This is a genomic window from Streptomyces sp. NPDC006193 (genome assembly GCF_040613915.1).
Classification (GTDB): domain Bacteria; phylum Actinomycetota; class Actinomycetes; order Streptomycetales; family Streptomycetaceae; genus Streptomyces.
Window position 1 is genome coordinate 216,328 of record NZ_JBEXTB010000001.1, and the last position, 24,643, is coordinate 240,970.

Below are 24,643 nucleotides of genomic sequence, written 5' to 3' on the forward strand. Positions count from 1 at the left end.
GATCGGATACAGGAGAACCACGTGACGACCGGAGCCACCGTCTGGCTCACGGGGCTGCCGAGCGCCGGCAAGACCACCATCGCGTACGAGCTGGCCGGCCGGCTGCGCGCCGGGGGCCACCGCGTCGAGGTGCTCGACGGCGACGAGATCCGCGAGTTCCTCTCGGCGGGCCTCGGCTTCTCCCGGGAGGACCGGCACACCAACGTGCAGCGCATCGGCTTCGTCGCCGAACTGCTCGCCCGCAACGGCGTCAAGGCCCTGGTGCCGGTGATCGCGCCGTACGCGGACAGCCGGAAGGCGGTGCGGGCGCGGCACGAGGCGAACGGCACGCCGTACCTGGAGATCCATGTGGCGACCCCGGTCGAGGTGTGCAGCGTGCGGGACGTGAAGGGGCTGTACGCCAGGCAGGCCGCGGGCGAGCTGTCCGGGCTCACCGGCGTCGACGATCCCTACGAGCAGCCGGAGGCGCCCGACCTGCGGATCGAGTCGCAGCACCAGACGGTCCAGGAGTCCGCGGCGTCGGTGTACGCCCTGCTGAGCGAGAGGGGACTGGCATGACCACGGTCGCCACGGTGGAGAACGGCACGCACAGCCCGTACGCCCTGTCCCACCTGGACGCCCTCGAGTCCGAGGCCGTGCACATCTTCCGCGAGGTGGCGGGCGAGTTCGAGAACCCGGTGATCCTGTTCTCCGGGGGCAAGGACTCCATCGTCATGCTGCATCTGGCGCTGAAGGCGTTCGCCCCGGCCGCGATCCCCTTCTCGCTGCTCCATGTGGACACCGGACACAACTTCCCGGAGGTCCTCGACTACCGGGACCGTGTGGTCGCCGCCCATGGGCTCCGCCTCCATGTGGCCTTGGTCCAGGACTACATCGACCGTGGTGTGCTCAAGGAACGTCCCGACGGGACGCGCAACCCGCTGCAGACCCTTCCGCTGACCGAGAAGATCCGGTCGGAGAAGTTCGACGCGGTCTTCGGGGGCGGCCGGCGCGACGAGGAGAAGGCCCGCGCCAAGGAGCGCGTGTTCTCCCTGCGCGACGAGTTCTCCCAGTGGGACCCGCGCCGCCAGCGGCCCGAGCTGTGGAACCTGTACAACGGCCGGCACGCGCCCGGTGAGCACGTCCGCGTGTTCCCGCTGTCCAACTGGACCGAGCTGGACGTGTGGCAGTACATCGCCCGCGAGGGCATCGAGCTGCCCGGGATCTACTTCGCGCACGAGCGCGAGGTGTTCCGGCGGGACGGCATGTGGCTGACGGCCGGCGCGTGGGGCGGCCCGAAGGACGGCGAGACCGTGGAGAAGCGGCTGGTGCGCTACCGCACCGTCGGCGACATGTCCTGCACCGGCGCCGTCGACTCCGACGCGACCACGCTGGACGCGGTGATCGCCGAGATCGCCGCCTCCCGGCTGACCGAGCGGGGCGCGACCCGCGCCGACGACAAGATGTCCGAGGCCGCGATGGAAGACCGCAAGCGCGAGGGGTACTTCTAGAGATGAGCACGACCGCGACCGAGGCCCTCCCGGCCACCACCCTGCTGCGGTTCGCCACCGCCGGCTCCGTCGACGACGGCAAGTCCACCCTCGTCGGACGGCTGCTGCACGACTCCAAGTCGGTCCTCGCCGACCAGCTGGAGGCCGTGGAGCGCGCCTCGGCGAGCCGCGGCCAGGACGCCCCGGACCTCGCGCTGCTCACCGACGGCCTGCGCGCCGAGCGGGAGCAGGGCATCACCATCGACGTCGCCTACCGCTACTTCGCGACCCCGCGGCGCCGGTTCATCCTGGCCGACACGCCGGGCCACGTGCAGTACACGCGCAACATGGTGACGGGCGCCTCCACGGCCGAGCTGACGGTGATCCTGGTCGACGCCCGCAACGGCGTGGTCGAGCAGACCCGCCGGCACGCGGCCATCGCGGCCCTGCTGCGCGTCCCGCACGTGGTGCTGGCCGTGAACAAGATGGACCTCGTCGGTCACCGGGAAGAGGTGTTCGCCGCGATCGCCGAGGAGTTCACGGCGTACGCGACCGACCTGGGCGTCCCCGACGTCACCGCCATCCCGATCTCGGCGCTGGCCGGCGACAACGTGGTGGAGCCGTCGGCGAACATGGACTGGTACGGCGGCCCGACCGTGCTGGAGCACCTGGAGACCGTGCCGGTCAGCCACGACCTGGCGCACTGCCACGCGCGGCTGCCCGTGCAGTACGTGATCCGGCCGCGGACCGCCGAGCACCCGGACTACCGGGGCTACGCGGGGCAGATCGCCGCCGGCACCTTCCGGGTCGGCGAGGAGGTCACGGTGCTGCCGTCCGGCCGGACCACGCGGATCGCGGGGATCGACCTGCTGGGCCGGCCGGTCGAGGCCGCCTGGACGACCCAGTCGGTGACCGTCCTGCTGGAGGACGACCTCGACGTGTCGCGCGGCGACCTGATCGTCCCGACGAAGGACGCCCCGCCCACCACGCAGGACGTCGAGGCGACCGTCTGCCACGTCGCCGACGCCCCGCTGACCGTCGGCCACCGGGTGCTCCTCAAGCACGGGACGCGCACGGTCAAGGCGATCGTCAAGGACATCCCCTCCCGGCTGACCCTCGACGACCTGTCGCTGCACCCGCACCCGGGGCAGCTCGTCGCCAACGACATCGGCCGCGTGAAGATCCGCACCGCCGAACCGCTGCCGGTCGACTCCTACGCCGACTCGCGCCGCACGGGGTCCTTCATCCTGATCGACCCGCACGACGGCACCACGCTCACCGCCGGCATGGTCGGCGAGTCCTTCGCGTCCCCCGAGCCGGTCACGGACGGAAGCGACGACGACGGGTGGGACTTCTGAGCATGAACTCCACCGACTTCTACTCCACGTTCGCGAAGGAGGGCGGCCGCGTCGGCAGCGGCGCCCTCGGCAGCGGGCAGGGCGGGGTCGCGCGATGTGCGCGCTGACGTACGCGCACCGCCTGCGCGCCCGCACCCCCCGCCGCCGTAGACGAAGACCTGCCGACTTCCCGGCCACGGCCCGAGAGAGCCGTGACCGCCGGGCCTGAGGAGAGGAACACCTCCCTTGCCTGCAACGAACGCCTTCCGCCGCGGTCTCGCGGTGACAGCAGCCCTCCCCCTCCTCGCGCTCGCCGCCTGCGGTTACGGTTCGAAGGCCGAGGACGACGGCACCGCCGAGGTCGCCGCCGGCGCCAAGAGGACGGACGGGCTCGACACCGTCAGGATCGGGTACTTCGGGAACCTGACGCACGGGACCGCCCTGGTCGGCGTGCAGAAGGGCTTCTTCCAGAAGGAACTGGGCGCCACCAGGGTCAAGCCCGCCGTCTTCAACGCCGGCCCGTCCGAGATCGAGGCCCTCAACTCCGGTTCCATCGACATCGGCTGGATCGGCCCGTCCCCGGCGATCAACGGCTACACCAAGTCGGACGGCAGAAGCCTGAAGATCATCGGCGGTTCGGCGTCCGGCGGCGTCAAGCTGGTGGTCGACCCGAAGAAGATCAAGTCGCTGGAGGACGTCAAGGGCAAGCGGATCGCCACCCCGCAGCTCGGCAACACCCAGGACGTCGCCTTCCTCAACTGGGCGGCCGAGCAGGGCTGGAAGGTCGACGCGCAGAGCGGCAAGGGCGACGTCACCGTCGTCCGCACCGACAACAAGATCACCCCGGACGCCTACGCCTCCGGTTCCGTCGACGGCGCCTGGGTCCCGGAGCCGACCGCGTCGAAGCTGGTCGCCGAGGGCGCGAAGGTGCTGCTGGACGAGTCGGCGCTGTGGCCGGACAAGAAGTTCGTGATCACGAACATCGTCGTGCGGCAGGCCTTCCTCAAGGAGCACCCGAAGGCGGTCGAGGCCGTGCTCAGGGCCGCCGTCGAGACCAACAAGTGGATCCACGCCCACCCCGACCAGGCGAAGACGGCCGCGAACAAGCAGCTGGAGGCCGACTCCGGCAAGGCGCTGCCGCCGAAGGTCCTGGACCCGGCGTGGAAGTCCATCCAGTTCACCGACGACCCGCTGGCCGCCACCCTCGGCACCGAGGCGGAGCACGCGGTCAAGGCGGGTCTGCTCGAGAAGCCGGACCTCAAGGGCATCTACGACCTGACGATCCTCAACAAGGTCCTGAAGGCCGAGGGCGCCCGCACGGTCGACGACGCCGGTCTCGGCTCCCGCTGACGCCGGTCCCGATGAGTTCCCAGGAGGTGACGACCATGTCCACGACCCTCGCCGAGGCCGACGAGTCGGTCGACTACGCGGCACGCCTCGAGCATGTCTCGAAGTCGTTCGCGACACCGGGCGGCCAGCAGCTCGTCCTGGACGACATCAGCATCGACGTGGCGCCGGGCGAGTTCGTCACCCTCCTGGGGGCCTCGGGCTGCGGCAAGTCCACCCTGCTCAACCTGGCGGCCGGCCTGGACCGGCCGACCGCCGGCTCCATCGTCACGGACGGCCGCCCGGCGCTGATGTTCCAGGAGCACGCCCTCTTCCCGTGGCTGACCGCGGGCAAGAACATCGAACTCGCCCTCAGGCTGCGGGGAGTGCCCAAGCCCGAGCGGCGCGGCAAGGCCGAGGAACTGCTGGAACTGGTGCGGCTGAGGGGCGCCTACGGCAAGCGGGTCCACGAGCTGTCCGGCGGCATGCGGCAGCGGGTGGCGATGGCCCGGGCGCTGGCGCAGGAGAGCAGCCTGCTGCTGATGGACGAGCCGTTCGCGGCGCTGGACGCCATCACCCGGGACGTGCTGCACGACGAGCTGACCCGGATCTGGCAGGAGACCGGCGTGTCGGTGCTGTTCGTCACGCACAACGTGCGCGAGGCGGTGCGGCTCGCGCAGCGGGTCGTCCTGCTGTCCTCCCGTCCGGGGCGGATCGCGCGCGAGTGGACCGTCGGCATCCCGCAGCCGCGCCGCATCGAGGACGCCCCGGTGGCGGAACTGTCCCTCGAGATCACCGAAGTCCTGCGAGGGGAGATCCGCCGCCATGGCCGGCACTGACACCACGAAGACCGCCCTGCCGGACGCGGTGAGCGTCGAGGCGGGCCTGGACGCGCTGGAGACCGCCGCCGTCGGCCGCCCGCCGTTCCGGCAGACGCTCGGCAGGAAGATCCTGCCGCCGGTCGTCGCCGTCGCGGTGGTCCTCGTCGCCTGGACCCTGCTCTACCCGGTCGTCGACGACCCGTCCAAGCTGCCCTCGCCGGCCGCCGTGGGCGACGCGTTCGAGGACGCCTGGCTCAAGGGCGACCTGCTCGGCTTCATCTGGACCAGCGTCTCGCGCGGTCTGCTCGGCTTCGCCCTCGCGCTGCTCATCGGCACCCCGCTGGGCCTGGTGGTGGCGCGGGTGCGGTTCGTGCGGGCGGCGCTCGGCCCGATCCTGTCCGGCCTGCAGTCGCTGCCGTCGGTGGCGTGGGTGCCGCCCGCCGTGATCTGGCTGGGCCTGGACAACTCCATGATGTACGCGGTGATCCTGCTCGGCGCGGTGCCCTCCATCGCCAACGGCCTGGTCTCCGGCGTGGACCAGGTGCCGCCGCTGTTCCTGCGGGCCGGCCGCACCATGGGCGCGACGGGCGTCCGGGGCGTCTGGCACGTCGTCCTGCCGGCCGCGCTGCCCGGCTACGTGGCGGGCCTGAAGCAGGGCTGGGCCTTCTCCTGGCGTTCGCTGATGGCGGCGGAGATCATCGCGAGCTACCCGGACCTGGGCGTGGGCCTCGGCCAGCTCCTGGAGAACGCGCGCACCGCCAGCGACATGGCGATGGTGTTCGAGGCGATCCTGCTCATCCTGTTCGTCGGCATCGCCATCGACCTGCTGATCTTCAGCCCGCTGGAGCGGTGGGTGCTGCGCAGCCGCGGTCTGCTGGTGAAGGGCTGACATGCGCCGCCCGGTCCTCCTCGTCATCGCCCACGGCAGCCGTGACCCGCGGCACGCCGCGACCGTGCACGCCCTGGTGCGGCGGGTGCGGTCGCTGCGGCCGGGCCTGCGCGTGGAGACGGGTTTCCTGGACTTCAACGTCCCCTCGGTGAGCGGGGTGCTCCGGTCCCTGGCGGCGGAGGGCGTCCGGGACGTGGTGGCGCAGCCCCTGCTGCTCACCCGCGCCTTCCACGCCAAGGCGGACATCCCCGCGGTGCTGCGGGACGCCCCGGCTCGGCTGCGGATCCGGCAGGCGGAGGTGCTGGGCCCGTCCCCGCTGCTGCTGGCCGCGCTGGAACGGCGTCTGCACGAGGCCGGGCTGACGCCCGCCGACAAGTCCTCGACCGGGGTCGTGCTGGCCTCGGCGGGGTCGTCCGACCCGGAGGCGATCGCGGTGATCGCCGACATCGCGCGGGAGTGGTGGCGCACCGGTTGGCGCGCCGTGCGGCCCGCGTTCGCCTCCGCGTCCCTTCCCCGCACCGAGGACGCGGTGCGGGAGCTGCGCGCCCTCGGCTGCGAGCGGGTCGCGGTGGCGCCGTACGTCCTGGCGCCGGGCTTCCTGCCGGACCGCATCGCGCGCGGCGCGGCCGGGGCGGACGTCCTGGCCGGCGTGCTCGGCCCCGCGCCCGAGGTGGCGCGGGTGCTGCTGGAGCGGTACGACGCGGCCCGCCGCCCGGCCCTGGAGGCACTCGGCGCGTAGCGGCCGGCGGTGCGCCGGGCGTCCGGCGCCGCGGATGCGGGCCGGGTGCGTGCCCGGTGCCGCGCCCGGCCGGGGACGTCCCGTCCCGGCGGGCCTTGAGCTGCCCGTCTTCGCCGAAAACCCTGCCCGCTCGGCCCAGGATCTGCTGGGATGGACCCCGGAGCACTATCGGGGGAGAACGGTGCGCGTGGCCGGTCAGGAGTTCGGGCGTCATCTGGGGCTGCCCAGAGCCCTGTCGGGGCTGCCGCTGAGCCCGCTCGTGCCCGGTTACGCCGCCCTCGCCGCCGCCCAGCACGCGGCCGGTCTGCGCCACGTCGGCGAGCTGCTGCACGCGGGCGCCGGCGGGTTACGGGTCCTGGACGGGCTGTACGTGCCCGCCGGAGCACGCGCCCCGCGCCGGGTGGACGCGCCGCTGCTGGACGCGCTGGCCGTCTCGGCCGGGCCCGCCGCCCCGGTCGCCGCGCGGCTGGCCGCACTGCACCGCGCCGACCCGGCAGCGCCGCGCCGGATCGTCCTGTACCAGCTGATCAACCTGCTGCAGGAGCGGCCCGAGGACCGGCGCGGCCGGGACGCGCGCGAGCTGGGGGTGCACCCCGACGAGGCGGCGGGCCTGGTGGCGGCCGCGGCGCTGCGCCCCGGGCTCGACCGGCGGCAGCGGGACGCCGCCGAGTCCCTGGCCGACGCCCGGGCGCAGGGACGGCTGCACCGGCTGCGCGCCCTGCTCGACCGGCTTCCCGCGAGCGGCGCCGACCCCGCGCTCGCGGCCCTGCGGACCGAGACGGCCGAGCGGCTGCGCGCGGTCGAGGACGCCCTGCGGGAGGGGCGGAACGCCGAGCGGCGGGGCGACGCGGACGCGGCGGGCGACGCCTACCTGCGGGCGCTGCGCGAGGCCGCCGACGACCGGCGCGCGCTCGGCGGACTGGTCCGCGTGCACGGCCCCCGCCGCGGACTGGGCGCGCGGCTGCGCGCTGACCACGTCGAGCTGAGCTGGCGGGAGAGCCGTCCGACGCCGGGCGAGTGGCGGCTGCTCCGGCTCCGCAAGGACGGGGACGGGCGGGCGGGGACCGTCGTACGCAGTGTCCTCGGGGCCGGCACGGCCGCGGCGGGCACGGTGAAGGACACGGAGGCCGAGCCGGGCGCCACGGTCCGGTACGCGGCCCTGCCGCTGCGGGACGGACGGGTGGACGGTCCGCCGCTGGTGTCGCGGCCGCTGCTGGTCGCCCCCGAGGTGGAGCACCCGGTGCTGACGGACGGCCCGGAGCGGGTGGACTGCTCCTGGCAGCGGCCGGCCGGCGCCTCGGACGTCACCGTGGAGCACACCGGACCCGACGGCCGGACCCGGCGGCTCACCGCGCACGCGGGCGGGTTCACCGCCACGGGGTTGCCGGCCGGTGACCACGCCTTCCGCATCGTGTGCCACTACCGCACGGCGGACGGCGGTACGGTCTCCTCCCCGGGCGTCCGCGCGACGGCCACCGTGCACCCCTGGCCGGAGCCCGTGCGCACCCTGACCGCCCGCCCCGCGGACGGGGGCGTGCGGTTCGCCTGGACGGGCGCCCGAGGCGGCGAGGTCCGGCTGGTGCGGTGGCCCGGCGAGGCCCCCGCGCCGGGCGCCGAACTGCGCACCGGTGAGCTGCCTCCCCCGCTGGACTGGCCCGGGACCGCGGGCCTGCTGCGCCCGCCGCCCGGCACGTACACCGAGGTCGCCGCGGTCGCCGTGCGAGGCGACCGGGCGCTGGCCGGTCCGGTGGTCGGGGTGGAGGCCGTACCTCGCGTGCCCGCACCGGCCGTCCACCGGCTGCCCGGCGGGCAGGCGCGGATCGCGCTGGAGTGGCCGCAGGAGGTCACGCACCTCGTGGTCGGCTGGGAACCGGCGGACGCCGCGGCCGCCGCGGACGACGGGGACCGGGCGGCGGCACGCTCCCCCGGTGACGGGGACCGCGAGCCGGCGGACCGGGCGCGGGGCGGGGAACGCACGGTCACCGCGCACGCCTACCGGCGCGGCGGGCTGGAGCTGCCCCTGGGCCCGGGCGCCGTCCGGGTGCGCGTCACGCCGGTGCCGCGGGTGCCCGGCGCGGTGGTCGTGCTGCCCGGCGCGGCCGAGGCGCTGGTGCCGGCGGACGCGGCCGTCTTCTACGAACTGGTGCGTCCGCGACGGCGGCTGCCCGGCCGGAGGCGGACCGCCCTGCTGCGGGTCACGCTGTCCGCGCCCGCCGGGCTCGCGGACGCCCCCGAGTTCGTGTGCGTCGCCCGCAGCGGCACCCTCCGCCCGCGCGACGCCGCCGACGGGACGACCGTCCTGCGCATCCCGGGACCCGAACTGGCCCGGCACGGCAGCCTGCAGCGGGAGCTGCCCGCCGCGCCCTGCCCGGCCCCCTACACCCTGCGCGGCTTCCTGCTCGGGGAGCACGCCGCCTCGGTGCGACTGGAAGAACCCTCACTCGCGAGCCTGGTGGTGCGCTGAGCCATGACGACCGTGATCTGCCCCTACTGCTTCGCCCGCGCGTCGGCGGCCGGACTGCCGTACCGCTGCCAGATGTCGCCGACCGGGGTGCTCGCCGGCACGCCCTGCGGGCCCGAACGCGACGACGTGTGGGCCGCGTTCGCGGGACCGGGGGCGCCGCCCGCGGCCCGGATGCGCGGGCCCGTGTTCACCCCGGCGCGCAAGGCCCTGCGGCTCGGCGCGGCCGGCGGCGGCGGCGGCAGCGTGCCCTGTCCCCGGTGCGGGGTGACCACCACGGTGCGGGTGTGCCGGTCCTGCCACAGCGACCTGCCGAGCGACTACTGCGACCAGGACAGCCGCATCATCGCGCTGGTCGGCGCGAAGGCGTCCGGCAAGAGCACGTACGTGGCCGTGCTCCGCAACGAGCTGGACCACCGCGTGGGCCAGGCCTACCACGCGTCGCTGGCGGCGATGGGGCAGAGCACGCAGACGCGGGACAAGGAGATGGCGGAGAACCTGTACGAGCGGCTGCGGCTGCCGGACGCCACCCGCCCGGCCGCGCTCGGCTTCAACGACCCGCTGCTGTACCGGCTGAGCCTGCCCCGCCGCACGCTGCTGGGCCGCTCCGGCACCCGGCACACGACGCTCGTCTTCTTCGACGCGGCCGGCGAGGACCTCGCGGACGCCGAGGCCATGGAGCGCTACACCCGCTACCTCAGCGCCGCGGACGGCATCATCCTGCTCGTCGACCCGCTGCAGCTCGGCTCCGTGCGCGACCGGCTGCCTGTGCACGACGGCCCGCCGCTGCCCGAGGTGGAGACCTCGCCCCGGCAGATCGCCGCCGACCTCGCCACCCAGCTGCGCGCGCACGGCAAGGGCGGGAAGGGCGGCCGGGTGGACACGCCGATCGCGGTCGCCGTCACCAAGACGGACATGCTCAGGCCCCTGCTCGACCCGCACTCCCCGCTGCTGCGCAACGCCCCGCACACGGGCGGGGCCTACGACACCGAGGACCGGCTCGCCGTCCACGAGGAACTGCGCACCCTGCTGACGGAGTGGGACTCCGGGGCGCTCCTGCGGCAACTGGAGCTCGACTTCGCCCGGTTGTCGCTGTTCGGGCTGTCGGCGCTCGGCGCGCCGCCGCCCGCCCACGCCCCGGCGGACGTACCGAAGTCGGGGCCGCAGCCGGTGCGGGTGGAGGACCCGCTGCTGTGGCTGCTGTCCCTGCGCGGGCTGCTGCCGGTCCGCACGGCCGCGAAGGAGCGGGTCCGGTGAGCCTCGCCCAGCTGCACTACACCTCGGCGCCGCCCGGCCCGGACGGTTCCGGTTTCCGGTTCACCGCGGTCAGCCCCGGCGTGCCGGCCGCGGTGCTGCGGGAGGCCGAGCAGCTCATCGGGTACGAGCCGCCGCGCGATCTGCCGGACCGGCCGGACGCCGAGCAGCTCAAGTCCTTCCCGAAGGCGTTCTCCTGCACCGAGCTGTCCGACGGGGGGCTGCTGCTGAGCCGGTCCGTGTACACGGGAGCGGACTACAGCGGCCGCTGGGGCAACTTCCACGCCCACGCCGTGCACCTGCCGCCCGGCGCACGGCTGCCGGACGGGGTGCTGCCGATCACGGCGTGGGAGTCGCCGCGCTGGGCGGACGCCACGCCCCCCGGCGGCCGGCCGGAGCCCGTCGACCGCTTCGAGCCGTCCGGCCTGCTGCGCCGGGACTCACTGGTGGCGTTCGCCCGCTCCCGCGCCGGCCGGCTGGCCGCGTTCTTCGCCGACCTGCGCACGCTGGCCGAGGGCGGCGACGCCCGGCAGATCGTGCTCGTGGAGCGGGACAGCGCGGACGTGGCCCGGTGGATCGCGCTGGCCTGCGCGGTGCTGCCCCGCGAGCGCGCCCACCGGCTGACCTTCACCACGTACACGCGGCGACCGCAGCAGGCACGCCAGCAGATCGTCGGGGCGCTGCCGTCCTCGGAGCCGGTCGGTCACGACCACCGGTTCCGGGTGCACGACTGCACCGGCCTGGCCGCCGGGGAGCCGGTCGCGGACGCCTGGGCCGACGTGTGCGCGCGCATCTGGACGGCCGGCCGGCCGGAGCTGTTCCGCGCTGTCCCGCGGGCCGCCGGCGACACCGCCCTCGGCGCCGGTCCCCTCGCCGCGGCGGCGCTCGCCGAGGGCGTGCCCCTGCGCCCGGACGGCCGCGCGGCGGCCGCCCGCTGGACCGCCGCGCACGCGTCCGCACTGCCGGAGCACACCCTCGCCGCCCTGGTCGCGGAGCTGTCCCGCGAGCCCGGAGCAGGCGTCGGCGGGAGCACGGCGCAGGACGCGGCCGGCAGTGCCGGGGACCACGCCGGCGCCGGGGACGACGAACCGGCGGCTGTCGCGGAGCTGCTGGCGCGGCTGGACGGGCAGGTGCCCACGGCCGTGTCGGCGCCGCTCGCCGCGCGGGCGCTGGCCACGGCGGTGCGCGGGCGGGGTCCGATGCCCGCGCTCCGGGCCGGCTCGCTGACCCCCGAGGTGCGGGCCGCGCTGGCCCGTGACCTGGCGCCGGTCCTGCGGCACGGCATCGCCGGCACGGCCGGGCCGGCCACCGGCCGGCCCCTGGCCCTGCTGCACGTCGCCGATCTGCTGGACGTCGACTGCACGGACCTGCTGCCCGGGTTCGCGGGCCGCGTCGCCCGCGAGCTGGTGAGCGCGGACGGCGCGCGGAGCCACGAGGCGCAGGACGCGGCCGGGGACGGCCCACGAGCCCCGGCCGCCGCCGACGGCACGGGCCCGGCGCCGGCGCCCGCCCCGGCCCCGCCGGCCGCCGCGCGCTCCGGGCACGTGGCGCCCGGCGCCGCCCGCCCCCGCGACACCCGCCCGGCGCCCGCCCCGGACGACACCCGTCCCGGCTGTCCGCCCGCGCTGCTCGACGCCCTGGACGCCCACCCGGCCCTGCGCACCGCGCTGTTCGGGGCGCTGGACGCGCTCGCCGCGGCGCACCCGGCCGCCGTGGCCGGGCGGCTCGCCGGGTCGGGGCTGCCGGTGGCGTCGGCCCCCGGTTTCCCGCATCTGCGGATGTGCGTGCTCGACGAGACGGCCGGCCGCTTTGGAGGCGACCGGCTCGGCCGGTTCCACCGGGTGCTGCGGAGCGCCGCGGTCTCGCCGCACGCCGAACCGACCGTGCTGCGCACGGCGTTCCGCCTGGTGTGGCCCGGTGAGCTGCCCACCGGCGAGGAGGCGGGCCTGCTGCTGAACGAGCTGGGCTCGGACGCGCACCGGCTCGCCGGCACCCGGGACCTGCTGGTGGCCGCCGCGCTCGCCGCCCCGCCCGAGGACGCCGCCGTCCCACTGCTCGCCGCCGATCTGCTGCGCTGCTTCACCGCGGAGCTCGCCCCGGCGCACCGGGCGCCCCTGCTGCTGCTGGAGTTCGCGGGACTGCTCGGCACCGACGGCGAGGGCGAGAACTGGGTGGAGCGGGTGCGGGCGCTGCGGGACGGCGCGGTCGAGCCGGTGCCGGACCGGATCACCCGGCGGGTGTACGACGCGCTCGGGCGGCGGCTGCTGGCCGTGCCGGTGCCGGAGAGCGAGCTGTACGCGCTGGCCCGCTCGGGCGACGCGGACCTGCTGGCCGCGTACGAGCGGGCGGCGCACGGCGCCGCGGTGGCCGACCGGCTCCGTACCGCGCCGTCGTACCTGGCCGCCCGCTTCTGCGACTGGAGCGCCTACCCGGACACCCACCCCGCCTGGGAGGCGACGCGCACGGCGCTGCTCACCGAGGTGCTGCGGCCGGTGGTGCGGGCGCTGCCCGCCGAGGACCGGACCGCGGTCGAGGAGGCGCTGCGCCGGACGGGCCGGGGGCGGCTGGACGCGTACCGCGCGTGGAACCGGCCGGGCGCCCTGGGCCGGCTGGCGGGCCGGCTGACCGGACGCGGCCGGCGCGAGGACCGGCAGGCCGCCTGGTACGGGGATGTCCAGCCGCCCGCCGACGGAGGTGCGCGGTGAGCGGCGACGATTTCCCGGGCGGTGCGCAGCTGCACATCGCACTGCAGGTGGTGCTGGTCGTGTTCGGCTGGGCGGGTGTGGTCGCCGTCGCGGTGTGCCTGTTCCGGACGCTCTGGGAGTTCCTCGGGCGGGGTGTGCGGGCGGTGTGGCGGGGGCTCGGCCCCTGGGAGGCGGGCCGGCTGGACCCGCGGCTGCCCGGCCCCGGCGCAGCGGAGCCGGCGCAGCCGGCGTACTGGTGGCGGCAGTCGTGGGCGGACGCGGTGTCCGCCGGCCGGGACGGCATGCGGATGCTGTGGCGGGGGTTCACGGATCCGTGGATGGACCGGATCGTGCCCAACCTGTTCCGCGGCCGCCGCCCGGGGGGACGGCGCCCCGTGCTGCCGGCCGCCCGGTTCCTGCTGACCACGCTGATCGCCCCCGGCACCGCGGCGGGCGCCCTGACCGGCGCGGTGCTGGCCGCGGTGCTGCTCGGCTGGGCCCTGCTGGTCCTCGCGCTGCTGCTGGCCGTGGTGTGGCTCGGCTGGGCGGCGGGGGTGCCGGTGCTGCGCGGGGCGGAGCGGTGCCGGGCGCTGCTGCGGGGGCTGCGCGTCGCGTGCCCCCACCCGGGCTGCTACGCCCCGGTCCCGCTGCCCGTGTACCGCTGCCCGCACTGCTCCTCGCGGCACGCCCGGTTGCGGCCGGGCCGGTACGGCGTCCTGTGGCACGTGTGCGGCTGCGGGCACCGGCTGCCGGCCACCCCGCTCACCGGGCGGGACGGGCTGTCCGCGCTGTGCCCGCGCTGCGAGCAGGTCCTGCCGGAGGCGCTGGCCACCACGCGGGTGGTGCACGCTCCGCTGGTCGGCGGGACCTCCTCGGGCAAGACGATGCTGATGGCGGCCATGGTCGAGGGGCTGCACGCCTGGGCCCGCGACGGTGGGCTCCGCGTGGAGTACGCCTCCGCGGACGACCGCCGCGCCCACACCGGGGTGAACCGGCAGCTGGACAGCACCGGCTGGGCGCACGCCACGACCGGCGGCCCGCCCCGCGCCCTGATGCTCACGGTGTCCCGGGGGCGGCGGCGCCGGCTGCTGTACCTGTACGACCCGATGGGCGAGTCGGTGAGCGACGCCGGACGGGTGCGGGAGCAGCGGTACCTGGCGCACGCGGACGGGCTGATCCTGGTCGCGGACGTGCTCGCCGACCCCGCGGTGCGCAGCCGGCTCGGCCCGGCGGACGCCGAGCAGGCGGAGCGGGCGCGGCCCTCGGCGCAGGGACCGCGGGAGACGTACGAGCGGCTTACGGGTGAACTGGCCGCGCTGACCGGACGGCGCCGCCGTCTGCCGGTGGCGGCCGTCGTCACCAAGCGGGACGCGCTGGACCGGCTGTCGTCGCTGCCGGTGCCCGGCGCCCGGATCGACGACTGGCTCGGTGACATCGGGCTTGGCGCGCTGGTGCGGGCCCTCGGCCACGACTTCCGCGAGGCCCGGTACTGGGCGGTCAGCGCCCACGCGGCCACCGGCACGGGCCCGCTGGAGAGCGAGCAGCGCCGGGCCGCCGAACCCGTGCTGTGGCTGCTGGCCTCCACTGGGCTGCGCACCGGCCCGTCGGCCGGGCCGGCCGGCCGCGGCGGCGGGCGGGTGCCGTGGCCCCGGCGGCGGCCGGACGACGACAGGGAAGGCAGGTACAGCCCGGCATGAACCACGTCACCCCGCCCGTCGGCCGCGCCCGGCGGGTGATGGCGGGCCTGTTCGTCCTCGCTCTGCTCCTGGCGGCAGCGGCCCTCGCCCTCGGCGTCCGGCTGCTGCTCCCCTGACCGCCCCCTCACCCCTGTCGACAAGAAAGGAACGCGGCGTGAGCGACATTCCCGGCGGGCCGATGGCCAACCGGCCGGTCCACTTCATCTGGCTGCTCGACTGCTCGTACTCGATGCAGGGCGAGAAGATCGCCAAGCTCAACTACGCGATCCGGGAGTCCGTCCCGGAGATGCGGTCGGTGGCCCACGACAATCCCGCGGCGCAACTGCTGCTGCGCACGGTCACCTTCTCCACCACCGCGCAGTGGCTGCACCAGACCCCGGTCCCGGTGGACGACTTCACCTGGCAGGACGTGCAGGTCGACGGCATGACCAATCTGGGTGAGGCGCTGCACCTGGTGGCGCGGGAGCTGCAGACCCCGCCGATGCCGCAGCGGGCGCTGAAGCCGGTGCTGGCGCTGGTGTCGGACGGAGTGCCCACCGACGACTGGAAGGCGGGCCTGAAGGCGGTGGACGCCACGCCGTGGGGCCGCAAGGCGGTACGGGTGGCCATCGCGATCGGCGCGGACGCGGACCGCGGGGTGCTGCAGGAGTTCCTCGGCAACCCGGAGCTGCAGCCGCTGGACGCCAACAGCCCCAAGCAGCTCGCGGCGGCGATCCGCTGGGCGTCGACGGCGGCCGTGAAGGCGGCCTCCCAGCCGGTCGTCGGCGACGGCTCCGGCCTGGGCACGGCGAAGCAGCCGTACGCGCCGCCCGTGCTGGACGACGACGATGACGACGACGTGTGGTGACGCTCGGGGTGCGACGGTGGGAGACGCTGGCCGGCAGCGTCCAGGGCGTGGGCAAGCGCCGCAACCAGGACTGGTACGACTGCCGGGGCACCGGGTCCGGTGAGGATCCGCTGGTCCTGGCCGTGGCCGACGGACACGGTTCGGCGGTGCACGCGCGCAGCGAACTGGGCGCGCGGTTCGCCGTCGACCGGTTCCTGGCGCTGGCCGACGGGTTCGGGCGGGCGGCGCACGACTGCCACGGGCCGGGCCGCCTGACCCGGCTGATGACCTACGCCCGGGACGACTTCCCGCGTGCCCTGGTGCACGAGTGGCGGCAGGCGGCCCTCGGGCACTGGGACCGGCACCGGCCGGTGGTGGAGGAGGCCGCGCGGGAGCCGGAGACCGCCGAGAAGCTGCTGCTGTACGGCACCACGCTGATCGGTGCGGTGCTCACGCCGTGGCTGTTCGTGGCCTGGCAGATCGGCGACGGGGACCTGGCGGTGATCGAGCACGACGGCGCCCTGCGCCGGCCGCTCGCCCCCGCCGAGGAGGACCTGGGCGACGAGACCGAGTCGCTGTGCGGGCGGGAGGCGTGGCGGGCCATGCGGATGCACTGGGCGCCGGTGTTCGAGGAGGCGCGCGCCCCGCGGCTGGTGGTGCTCTCCACGGACGGCCTGTCGAAGAGCTTCGCGTCGGCCGGCGGGTACCGCGAGTTCGTCACGGGTCTGGCCGGCCGGCTCGCCGAGGAGGGCAGCGCCGGCGTCCGCACGGCCCTGCCGGACTGGCTCGCCCAGGCCTCCCGCTACTCCGGGGACGACACGACCCTGGCGGCGGCGGTGCGCCCGGCGGCTCCGGTCCCGTCGGGCCTTCCGGAGCCGACGGGTTCGCCGGAGCAGGCGGGTTCGCCGGAGCAGGCGGGGCCTCCGGAGCAGGCGCGTCCTCCGGAGCAGGCGGCCGGCCCGGGACCGGCGGACGGGCGGCGGACGGGCGGCATCGACGCGGACACGGAACGGGAGACGGAGACGTAGATGAGCGGCATGCTCGATGGCGGGGTGCGCCTCGCGGCGGAGAACGGCGACGACGTCGAGATCCTGGACTTCCTCGGCGCGGGCGGCCAGGGCGAGGTGTACCGGGTCCGCACGCCGGACGGGGAGCGGGCGCTGAAGTGGTACTACCCGACCTGCGCGACCCCGGATCAGGAGGCGATCGTCCGGGAGCTGGTGGCCCGGGACTTCGCCGACGACCGGTTCCTGTGGCCGGAGGCCTTCGTGCCGGCGCACCGCGGCTCGTTCGGCTATCTGATGGGGCTGCGCCCGGACCGCTTCAAGGGGCTTCCGGCGCTGTTCCGGCGGCAGTTGCGCACCAGCCCGCGCGCCCTGCTGACGGCCTGCCTGTACACGGTGGAGGCCTATCAGGCACTGCACTCGCGGGGCATCGCCTACCGGGACATCTCCTGGGGCAACATCTTCTTCGACCCGGACACCGGCGACGTGCTGGTGTGCGACAACGACAACGCGGTGGTGGAGGGCGACGCCAGCGGCATCTCGGGCACCATGGAGTTCATGGCGCCGGAGCTGGTGCGCGCGGACCCGGGGGCGCGCCCGGGCACCCAGTCCGACCTGCACTCGCTGGCGGTCCTGCTGTTCATGCTGCTGATGAACCACCACCCGCTGAAGGGCAGGCGGGAGCTGGGCATCCACTGCCTGGACGAGGCGGCCGAGCGCAAATTGTACGGCCGGAGCCCGCTGTTCGTGTTCGACCCGGCGGACGACGCCAACGCACCCGACCCGCTGGAGCACGCGACCGTGCTGGCCACCTGGGACGCGGCGGCGGAGAAACTGCGGGAGCTGTTCCGGCGCTCGTTCACGACCGGGCTGCGCGATCCGGCGGCCCGGGTCCGCGAGTCGGAGTGGCGGGACGCGCTGCGGGCGGTGCTGGACGCGGTGGTCGAGTGCGCGTCCTGCGGACGGCAGAACATGACCGAGCCGGGCGAGAACCCGCCCCCGCGGGACTGCTGGGGCTGCGGGGTCCGGCTGGTGCTGCCGCCGCGGCTGACGGTGACGACTCCCCCGCCCCGCGGCGAGCACCACATCCGGCTGCGCCGTGCCGCCCGGGTGCAGGCCCACCATCTGCTGCCGGAACCGAGGCGGCACGACTGCTCCGACGCGACGCTCGTGGCGGAGCTGGTGGAACACCCGAAGAAGCCGGGGCGCTTCGGGCTCGCCAACCGTTCGCAGCAGACCTGGACCGCCACCCGCTCCGACGGCACGGCGCAGAAGGTGGGACCCGGTCAGACCGTGCCGCTGCGCTCGGGACTCGACCTGGAACTGGGCGGCGGGGTGCGGGCGGTGGTCCGGGCGCGGTGACTCAGCGGCCAAGGGCCTCGTGGCGGCGGGGCTCCGGCCGGCTCACAGGCCGAGGGCGTTCATCAGCTGCTGGGTGAAGGCGAGGCTCCCGGTGCCGGCCGACGCCCCGATCGCGATGGTCTCCAGCGCGGAGCGGATCCGGCCGCGGTTGGGCGGCAGTCCGTCCTCGGCGGACTGCGCCAGCTCGCCCTGGATGACCTCGCCGCTGCTCACCATGTGCGGGTATTCGGCCCGCAGGGTCTCGGTGAGCCGGTCGGCGACCTCCATGAGGGCCTCCAGGTCCGGGGTGGCGTGGTTGATCTGGATGCGGCCGTGGTCGCCGAAGTTGGCCGGGCCGTTGACGTTGCCGAAGTTGTAGGTGCTCATGTCCTGTCCTCGCTTCTGTACCGGTGGCTCGCCTCCGGGCCGGAGGAGCCGCCGTCGGGTGGGGCTGGGTCGCGGCTAGGGGGCGGGCGCACCGGGGCCGGCCGGCCCGGGTGCGCCCTGGGGTCCCGGGGCGCCATACGGTCCGGGCCCCTGCTGTCCGCCCACGAGGACGGTGCCGTGGGCGCCGAAGTTGCTGGGACCGCTGACGCTGCCGATGTTGTACGTCTGCTGGTTGATGACCTGTACGGCCTTGTCGAAGGAGCTGGTGTCGATGTGGTGGTCCTGCAGGAACCGTTCGGTGGCGGTCAGCACGCCCTGCTGGAGCCGGAACAGGTAGTCCTGCGCGTCGATGCGTTCGGCGTAGCCGGCCTCGTCCCAGGCGCCGAGGTCCTCGCGCAGGCTGCCGGTGGCGCCGTAGTCGTGGCGTACGTGCTGCTTGGTGATCGCACGGCGGGTCCGGGCCAGCTGCCGTTCGCGGTCGCGCTGCCAGCGGTGGCGCCGCCGGATGCGGCCGAGGGCGCCGCGCAGCTCGGGGCCGGTGCGGCGGGTGGCGTGGCGGAACAGGTCCCACCAGCGTTCCCAGGGGGCCACGGGGAGCCGGTCGACGCGGTGGAAGCGGCCGTCCAGCGGCGGGATCGCATAGGCGGCCACCTCCCAGGTCAGGCTGGGGTGCTGGAGGATCGCGCGCAGGTACATGGAGACGATCAGCCGTCCGCCCTCGCCGACGCGTTCCAGGCACAGGTGGGTGCGCATGCCGGCGCCCGGTGTCTTCAGTCCGGCCTGCACGAGCTGCTTGGGTATCTGGGCGCGGGGCCGCCGGGTGGGGTCGGGCACCAGCTCGGGCAGGAGGTGGGCGTTGCTGCCGAGGACGTAGAGCCGGTTCCTGACCCGCAGGCCCTGCAGTCCGGAGATGTTCTCCATGTGGCGGGCCACATAGGTGTGCAGGTCGATGACGTCGAACGGGCGTACCGGCAGTTTGCCGCCGCCGGGGGCGTCGGCGGGCCTGCTGATGTCGATGGGCTGCCAGACGACTTCCTTGATCTTGTCGCCGCTGCCGACGAACGGCTTGGTGTAGGCGGCCTCGTCGGCGTAGGGCAGGACGTTGGCGCGTTTCAGCTCGTGCAGCGCGGCCTCGGCCTCCGGTTCCACCGGGGGCGCGGTCTGTTCCGGTTTCTCCGCGGAGAGGAACACCTCCCGGGCCGTGTCGCGCCGGCGGGCCTGGTCGTGGCGGACCAGGAACCAGGCGGCCCCGTAGGCGCCGAGAGGTCCGCACAGCGCCACCCATCCGAGTGACCGGTCTCCGGCGGTCAGGCTCCAGAGCCCGACGAGGACGGTGACGGGCACGGCCGCCTGGAGGCAGGCGAGCCGGCGGTCCAGGGCGGCCCGGCGGCGGGTCGCCCTGCGCGCGTGCCGGGCGAGGGCGACCAGGTTGATGTTGAGGCTCAGCCCGAGGGCGTTGAGCCGGTCGCCGGTGAGCATCCGGTCGGCGTACAGCGCGAAGTCGTCGTCGAGGTGCACGGAGGCGCTCAGGCGCCGGGTCACCCCGTCCTTGCGGTACTGCGGCAACGACGGCAATGGTCTGCCCGTCACGCTCATCCGTCCCCCTCCGGCCTTCCGCGCGTTTCACCCTAGGGACAACGTGGCGGGTTTGTCGCGCGGTTCGGTGAGCCGGGCCGCGTGGAACGGGTCTGTGGTATCGGCCGCCGCGGTCCGGCGTTCCCCTGCGACGTCGGACCGGGGCGGCTCTTGGTTCTGCGTCGCGCGGCGCTCGCGTGTCACACGTGCGGCGAAGCCCGAACGCCGCAGGGGCGTTTTTCGGCCACGGCGGCGTCGCGTCCCGCGGGGGTGGCGTACGGACCGGCGGCACGTGGGCCGGCCGCGGCCCTGCTCACCGACGCGACGGTCGTCCGCGGGGTGCCGCTGCCGGCGGTGACGGCGCTGCCCGGCGAGCGCGACCGGCGCCCGCCGAGGTGGCTGCGCCGGCTGCCGGACCTCACCCCCGACGAGGTGCCGGAGGCGGTCGTGACTGGGGTGCGCGAGCCGGGCGAGCGGCTGCCCGTCCGAGGGCGCCCGCCGTGCGGCCCCGGCCGGGCGGGGAGCGGGCGTCCGCGCCGCCCGGCTCACGGATCACCTCCAGGCCGGGGTTCACATGGCCGTGGCGGCGAGGGAGAACATGGCGATGTGGGCGGGAGGGGCGGCCGGAGTCATGTCCGCGCGGCTGGGCGAGACGACACGTGCCGTCTCGCACCTGCCCTTGGACGGTGCGTGGGCGGGGCGCGGACCGCTCAGCGCTGGTAGCGGGCCAGCACCAGGTTGCCGTCCCGCTCCAGACGGCGGCGCAGCCCGTCGAGACCGATCGCGCCACTGTAGTACTCCTGGTAGGCGGGGGTGGCCACCTTGTCCTTCCACTCGGGGTAGCCGCGGACCGACTGGGCGGGCGCCGGGCGCAGCCGGGCCGCGAGGGCGGTGCCGGTGGCCCAGCCGTTCCGCGCGGTGTGCAGGGCGGGGTCCCGCAGGGCCCGGGCGCCGGTGGGCAGCATCCAGTCGCCCAGGGCGAGGCGGACCATGTTCCGCGGCCGCAGCAGGAACTCGATGAACGCGGCGGCCTCCTTCTTGTGCGGGCAGCCGGCGGAGACGGACAGGGTCTGCGGGCTGACGCCCTGGGTGAGCCCGCCGGCGCCCGCCGGTGCGGGCAGCACCTCCCAGCGGAAGCCCTCCGGGGCCTGCTGCGCGATCTGCTGGCGGTAGGAGAAGCCCAGCGGGAGCATCGCGTACCGGCCGGCGAAGAAGCCGGGCAGGGTGTCGGAGCCGCCGCTGCCGAGGGTCGACGCGGGGGCGCTATGGTCGAGGGCGACCTGGTCGTGGATGACGCGCGGCACGACCGCGTCCCCGGCCGTGAACCGCACGGCGACCTTGCCGTCCGCGCCCCGGTGGAAGAGCCGGCCGCCCGTCGACAGCGACAGGTTCAGCGTGGCGGACACCGGCTCCTTGAGCGGCCAGGCCACGCCGTACCTGCCGGGTCCGCTCAGCCTCTTGGCGACCTGCCGGAACTCCCTCCAGCTCCAGGGGTGTCCCGGCGTCGGGATGCGCACCTTCGCCGCCCGCAGCCGGGTGGCGTCGGCGATCAGCACCCGCGGTTCCTGGAGGAACGGCACGCCGTAGACGCCGTGCCCGAAGGTGACCGTCTCCCAGCCGCTGCGCGGAATGTCCGCGGTGAGCCGGTCGGACAGCAGGCCGGTCAGGTCGGCGAGGCGGCCGCCGTGCGCGAAGTCGGCGAGGTCGTCGGAGGCGTCGTGGACGATGTCGGGGGCCTCGCCGCCCTCGAAGGCGGTGAGGAGCTGGTCGTGCACGGTGTCCCAGCTGCCCTGGACGTACTCGACCCTGACGTCCGGGCGGGCGGCGTTCCACTCCCGCACCAGGTCCTTGACGGTGGCGACGGACTCCCGCTGCCAGGCCAGGGACTGGAAGCGCAGGGTGATCGGGCCGCCGTCGCGGCGGTCCGGGGAGGAGCAGCCCGCGAGGAGCAGCAGGAGCACCGCGAGCGCCTTGGCGAGGGTCCGCATCAGCTCTTCACCGCCCCGGCGAGCAGACCGCCCGTGATCCGCCGCTGGACGAGCGCGAAGACGGCGACGGAGGGCAGGGTGGCGAGGAACGCGGCGGCGGCCAGCGGGCCGAGGTCGGCCACGCCCTCCGCGCCGATGAAGTGGGTGAGGACGACCGGGAGGGTCTGCTTCCCGGGGCTCTTGAGCAGGACCAGCGCGAAGAAGAACTCGTTCCAGGCGGTGACGAACGCGAACAGGGCCGTCGCCGCGATGCCCGGCGCGAGCAGCGGCGCCGTCACCGACACGAGTGTGCGCAGCCGCCCGGCGCCGTCGACGGCCGCCGCCTCCTCCAGCTCCGCGGGCACCGCCCGGACGTGGCCGGCGAGCATCCACAGCGCGAACGGCAGCGCCCACACGACGTACACCAGGACCAGCCCCGCCAGGGAGTCGATCAGCCGCAGATTCTTCAGCACCAGGAACAGCGGGATGATGACCAGCACGAAGGGGAACGCCTGGCTGACCACGACCCACCCGGTGGCGGCCCGGGCGAGCCGGGTGCGGTGGCGCGCCATGACGTACGCCATCGGGGTGGCGACGGCCACGGCGGCGACGGCGGTGGCGAGCGCCACCAGCAGGGAGTTGAGCGCGGCGTGCGCGAGCGGCTGCTCGGCGAAGGCCTGCCGGACGTTGGCCGGGGTGGGGTGGCGCGGGATCCAGGTGGGGTGCACGCTGCCCAGTTCGCGCGGCGGCTTGAGGGCGGTGGACAGCAGCCACAGCAGCGGGAAGGCCAGGAAGAGCAGATAGCCGAGCAGCGCGGCGTACTGGGCGGCGCGTGCGGCGCGTCGGGGTCTCATGCCGCGTCACCGCCTCGCAGCCGGCCGGCCAGGAACACCGCGAGCAGGACCGAGACCGCGGCGACCAGCACGCATCCCATCGCCGCCGCGTACCCGAACTGGCCGTAGCGGAAGGCCTCCTCGTAGGCGAACAGCATCGGCAGCCGGGTCCTGCCGCCGGGCCCGCCGCTGGTGAGCACGTAGACCAGGGCGAAGGAGTTGAGGTTCCAGATCAGGTTGAGCGCGGTGACGGCGAGGGCCACCGGCCGCAGCGCCGGCCAGGTGACCGCGCGGAAGCGGCGCCAGGCGCCCGCGCCGTCCACGGCGGCCGCCTCGTGCAGTTCGCGCGGCACGTTCTGCAGTCCGGCGAGCAGGGCGACGGTGGTCTGCGGCAGTCCCGCCCAGACGCCGACGACGATCACCGCGGGGAGCGCGGTGGCCAGGCCGCTCAGCCAGTCGCGGCCGCCGCCGAGTCCCAGGTCGCGCAGGGTCTCGTTGAGGACGCCGGCGTCCGGGTTGTAGACGAGCCGCCACATGATGCCGACCACGACCTCGGGCATCGCCCAGGGCACGATCGCGAGGGCGCGGGCGAGTCCGCGCAGCCGTAGGTCCTGATGGAGCAGCAGGGCCATGCCGAGCGCCAGCAGGAACTGGGGCACGGTCACGCCGGCCGCCCAGACGAGCCCGATCCGGAAGGACTCCCAGAAGAGGGTGTCGTGCAGCAGGTCGCGGAAGTTGAGGGCGCCGATCCACCGGGTGGCGGTCGTGCGGCCGGACTGGGCGTCGGTGAAGGCGAGCAGGATGCCGTAGAGCAGCGGTCCGACACTGAGCACGAGGATCGGGACGAGGGCGGGCAGCACCAGGAACCAGGCGCCCCGATCGGCGGCGCGCCGGCGGGCCGGCCGCCGCGCTCCGGCCGGCGGTGTCCGTGCTTCGGCCACTGAGGTCACGGAACCAGCCCCTCTGCCCGCTCCGGCCGCCGCGGCGGGCGTGTTCATGGTCGTGAAGGCCCGGTGCCTCGTCAAGGGACCGCGCACACCCGCCGGCCTGTGCGAATGCGAGACTGACCGGGAAAGGCCCGCGCCGGGCGCCGCCGGCGGGCCTCGGCACGGTGGGGAAGATCGCACGGAGGCACGACGAATGGACGAGGCACGCGCGCGGGACGTACTGGCCGCGTCGGGGGTGCCGGCGGGCGCGGTGCGGGAGGCGCGGCTCCTGGCCCTCGGCGAGAACGCGGTGTTCGCCGCCGGTGATCTGGTGGTGAAGGTGGGCCGTGACGCCGAGCTGCTTCAGCGGGCCGCACGCGAGCTGGCCGTCGCGGGGTGGCTCGCCGAGGCCGGTGTACCGGCGGTGCGGGCGGCCGAGCCGGAGCCGCTGCTGGTGGACGGCCATCCGGTGACCGTCTGGCACCGGCTGCCGGATTCCCTGCGGCCGGCCGAGCCGCGCGATCTGGCCGGACTGCTGCGGATCGTCCACGCGCTGCCCGCACCCCCCTTCGCCCTGCCGCCCCGCGATCTGCTGGGCGGTGTGGAGCGCTGGCTGCGGCTCGCGGGCGACGCGATCGACCCGGAGGACGCGGCCTATCTCCGCCTGCGCCGGGACGGCTTCGCGGCGCAGGCGGCGGCGCTGACCCCGCATCTGCCGCCCGGCCCGGTCCACGGCGACGCGCTGCCCCGCAATGTGCACATCGGGCCGGACGGGCCGGTCCTGGTCGACCTGGAGACCTTCTCCGCCGATCTGCGGGAGCACGACCTGGTGGTCATGGCCCTCTCCCGCGACCGGTACGGCCTGCCCGCCGAGGCGTACGACTCCTTCACCGGCGCGTACGGCTGGGACGTGCGGGAGTGGGAGGGGTGTGCGGTGCTGCGCGGGGCGCGGGAGACGGCGAGCTGCGCGTGGGTGGCCCAGCATGCGCCGGGCAATCCCCGGGCGCTGGCCGAGTTCCGCCGGCGGGTGGCGTCGTTGCGGGACGGGGACGCGACGGTGCGCTGGTATCCGTTCTGAGGCGCCCGGCTCCCTCCGGCGCCCGGCGG

20 protein-coding genes are annotated in these 24,643 nt (G+C 75.3%); 15 read left to right on the forward strand and 5 right to left on the reverse strand.

Annotated features, from left to right (window positions below; genetic code table 11):
• The first annotated feature begins 21 nt into the window (after positions 1 to 21).
• The 14 genes from cysC to ABZ261_RS00985 all read left to right on the forward strand — a co-directional run bounded on the left by cysC (position 22) and on the right by ABZ261_RS00985 (position 17,869).
• Positions 22 to 558, forward strand: a complete 537-nt coding sequence (cysC, locus tag ABZ261_RS00920) for an adenylyl-sulfate kinase (protein WP_356854426.1) — start codon at positions 22 to 24, stop codon at positions 556 to 558.
• Entirely contained in the window at positions 555 to 1,490 is a 936-nt protein-coding gene (cysD, locus tag ABZ261_RS00925; RefSeq protein WP_356854427.1) for a sulfate adenylyltransferase subunit CysD, read from the forward strand. The genes cysC and cysD overlap by 4 nt, the downstream gene beginning before the upstream one ends.
• A gap of 2 nt (positions 1,491 to 1,492) precedes the next feature.
• On the forward strand, positions 1,493 to 2,827 hold the full coding sequence (locus ABZ261_RS00930; RefSeq protein ID WP_356854428.1) for a GTP-binding protein: 1,335 nt from the start codon (positions 1,493 to 1,495) through the stop codon (positions 2,825 to 2,827).
• A 225-nt stretch (positions 2,828 to 3,052) separates the two neighbouring features.
• The gene (locus tag ABZ261_RS00935) at positions 3,053 to 4,156 is read left to right on the forward strand and encodes an aliphatic sulfonate ABC transporter substrate-binding protein (RefSeq protein WP_356854429.1); all 1,104 of its coding nucleotides are present in this window, start codon (positions 3,053 to 3,055) and stop codon (positions 4,154 to 4,156) included.
• A 35-nt stretch (positions 4,157 to 4,191) separates the two neighbouring features.
• Positions 4,192 to 4,971, forward strand: coding sequence for an ABC transporter ATP-binding protein (locus tag ABZ261_RS00940; RefSeq protein WP_356854430.1), 780 nt, complete (start codon positions 4,192 to 4,194; stop codon positions 4,969 to 4,971).
• The gene (locus tag ABZ261_RS00945; RefSeq protein WP_356854431.1) at positions 4,958 to 5,842 is read left to right on the forward strand and encodes an ABC transporter permease; all 885 of its coding nucleotides are present in this window, start codon (positions 4,958 to 4,960) and stop codon (positions 5,840 to 5,842) included. Before ABZ261_RS00940 ends, ABZ261_RS00945 begins: the two co-directional genes overlap by 14 nt.
• Before the next feature lies 1 nt (position 5,843).
• Entirely contained in the window at positions 5,844 to 6,581 is a 738-nt protein-coding gene (locus ABZ261_RS00950; RefSeq protein ID WP_356854432.1) for a sirohydrochlorin chelatase, read from the forward strand.
• Positions 6,582 to 6,768: 187 nt separating this feature from the next.
• Positions 6,769 to 9,045 (forward strand): hypothetical protein, encoded by a 2,277-nt coding sequence (locus ABZ261_RS00955; RefSeq protein WP_356854433.1) that lies wholly within the window; start codon positions 6,769 to 6,771, stop codon positions 9,043 to 9,045.
• Positions 9,046 to 9,048: 3 nt separating this feature from the next.
• Entirely contained in the window at positions 9,049 to 10,299 is a 1,251-nt protein-coding gene (locus tag ABZ261_RS00960) for a hypothetical protein (RefSeq protein ID WP_356854434.1), read from the forward strand.
• Positions 10,296 to 13,001, forward strand: a complete 2,706-nt coding sequence (locus ABZ261_RS00965) for a GTPase-associated protein 1-related protein (protein WP_356854435.1) — start codon at positions 10,296 to 10,298, stop codon at positions 12,999 to 13,001. The genes ABZ261_RS00960 and ABZ261_RS00965 overlap by 4 nt, the downstream gene beginning before the upstream one ends.
• Entirely contained in the window at positions 12,998 to 14,677 is a 1,680-nt protein-coding gene (locus tag ABZ261_RS00970; RefSeq protein WP_356854436.1) for a hypothetical protein, read from the forward strand. Before ABZ261_RS00965 ends, ABZ261_RS00970 begins: the two co-directional genes overlap by 4 nt.
• A gap of 178 nt (positions 14,678 to 14,855) precedes the next feature.
• Positions 14,856 to 15,524, forward strand: coding sequence for a tellurium resistance protein (locus tag ABZ261_RS00975; RefSeq protein WP_356854583.1), 669 nt, complete (start codon positions 14,856 to 14,858; stop codon positions 15,522 to 15,524).
• An 8-nt stretch (positions 15,525 to 15,532) separates the two neighbouring features.
• Complete coding sequence (locus tag ABZ261_RS00980; protein WP_356854437.1) at positions 15,533 to 16,531, forward strand: protein phosphatase 2C domain-containing protein; 999 nt, start codon at positions 15,533 to 15,535, stop codon at positions 16,529 to 16,531.
• The gene (locus ABZ261_RS00985) at positions 16,532 to 17,869 is read left to right on the forward strand and encodes a protein kinase (protein WP_356854438.1); all 1,338 of its coding nucleotides are present in this window, start codon (positions 16,532 to 16,534) and stop codon (positions 17,867 to 17,869) included. It begins immediately after the preceding gene.
• A 42-nt stretch (positions 17,870 to 17,911) separates the two neighbouring features.
• Here the strand turns inward: ABZ261_RS00985 and ABZ261_RS00990 are convergent, their stop codons facing one another.
• The 5 genes from ABZ261_RS00990 to ABZ261_RS01010 form a co-directional block, all read right to left on the reverse strand.
• A complete protein-coding gene (locus tag ABZ261_RS00990; protein ID WP_356854439.1) occupies positions 17,912 to 18,235 on the reverse strand; it encodes a hypothetical protein in 324 nt (107 codons plus the stop codon).
• Positions 18,236 to 18,310: 75 nt separating this feature from the next.
• Complete coding sequence (locus tag ABZ261_RS00995) at positions 18,311 to 19,831, reverse strand: hypothetical protein (protein WP_356854440.1); 1,521 nt, start codon at positions 19,829 to 19,831, stop codon at positions 18,311 to 18,313.
• A 689-nt stretch (positions 19,832 to 20,520) separates the two neighbouring features.
• Positions 20,521 to 21,798: an extracellular solute-binding protein gene (locus tag ABZ261_RS01000; protein WP_356854441.1), complete on the reverse strand. Its 1,278-nt coding sequence runs from the start codon at positions 21,796 to 21,798 to the stop codon at positions 20,521 to 20,523.
• Positions 21,798 to 22,631 carry a carbohydrate ABC transporter permease gene (locus ABZ261_RS01005; RefSeq protein ID WP_356854442.1) on the reverse strand — a complete coding sequence of 278 codons (834 nt, stop codon included), beginning with the start codon at positions 22,629 to 22,631 and terminating at the stop codon, positions 21,798 to 21,800. The genes ABZ261_RS01000 and ABZ261_RS01005 overlap by 1 nt, the downstream gene beginning before the upstream one ends.
• Complete coding sequence (locus ABZ261_RS01010) at positions 22,628 to 23,551, reverse strand: sugar ABC transporter permease (RefSeq protein WP_356854443.1); 924 nt, start codon at positions 23,549 to 23,551, stop codon at positions 22,628 to 22,630. The genes ABZ261_RS01005 and ABZ261_RS01010 overlap by 4 nt, the downstream gene beginning before the upstream one ends.
• A gap of 199 nt (positions 23,552 to 23,750) precedes the next feature.
• Here ABZ261_RS01010 and ABZ261_RS01015 point away from each other — a divergent pair, with 199 nt between their 5' ends.
• Positions 23,751 to 24,614 (forward strand): aminoglycoside phosphotransferase family protein, encoded by an 864-nt coding sequence (locus ABZ261_RS01015; RefSeq protein ID WP_356854444.1) that lies wholly within the window; start codon positions 23,751 to 23,753, stop codon positions 24,612 to 24,614.
• The last annotated feature ends 29 nt before the right edge of the window (positions 24,615 to 24,643 follow it).

Coding starts and splice junctions, on each gene's coding strand:
- cysD (WP_356854427.1), top strand. CDS start 555: ATGACCACGGTCGCCACGGTGGAGAACGGCACGCACAGCCCGTACGCC.
- ABZ261_RS00930 (WP_356854428.1), top strand. CDS start 1,493: ATGAGCACGACCGCGACCGAGGCCCTCCCGGCCACCACCCTGCTGCGG.
- ABZ261_RS00940 (WP_356854430.1), top strand. CDS start 4,192: ATGTCCACGACCCTCGCCGAGGCCGACGAGTCGGTCGACTACGCGGCA.
- ABZ261_RS00945 (WP_356854431.1), top strand. CDS start 4,958: ATGGCCGGCACTGACACCACGAAGACCGCCCTGCCGGACGCGGTGAGC.
- ABZ261_RS00950 (WP_356854432.1), top strand. CDS start 5,844: ATGCGCCGCCCGGTCCTCCTCGTCATCGCCCACGGCAGCCGTGACCCG.
- ABZ261_RS00960 (WP_356854434.1), top strand. CDS start 9,049: ATGACGACCGTGATCTGCCCCTACTGCTTCGCCCGCGCGTCGGCGGCC.
- ABZ261_RS00975 (WP_356854583.1), top strand. CDS start 14,856: ATGGCCAACCGGCCGGTCCACTTCATCTGGCTGCTCGACTGCTCGTAC.
- ABZ261_RS00985 (WP_356854438.1), top strand. CDS start 16,532: ATGAGCGGCATGCTCGATGGCGGGGTGCGCCTCGCGGCGGAGAACGGC.
- ABZ261_RS00990 (WP_356854439.1), bottom strand. CDS start 18,235: ATGAGCACCTACAACTTCGGCAACGTCAACGGCCCGGCCAACTTCGGC.
- ABZ261_RS00995 (WP_356854440.1), bottom strand. CDS start 19,831: ATGAGCGTGACGGGCAGACCATTGCCGTCGTTGCCGCAGTACCGCAAG.
- ABZ261_RS01000 (WP_356854441.1), bottom strand. CDS start 21,798: ATGCGGACCCTCGCCAAGGCGCTCGCGGTGCTCCTGCTGCTCCTCGCG.
- ABZ261_RS01005 (WP_356854442.1), bottom strand. CDS start 22,631: ATGAGACCCCGACGCGCCGCACGCGCCGCCCAGTACGCCGCGCTGCTC.
- ABZ261_RS01015 (WP_356854444.1), top strand. CDS start 23,751: ATGGACGAGGCACGCGCGCGGGACGTACTGGCCGCGTCGGGGGTGCCG.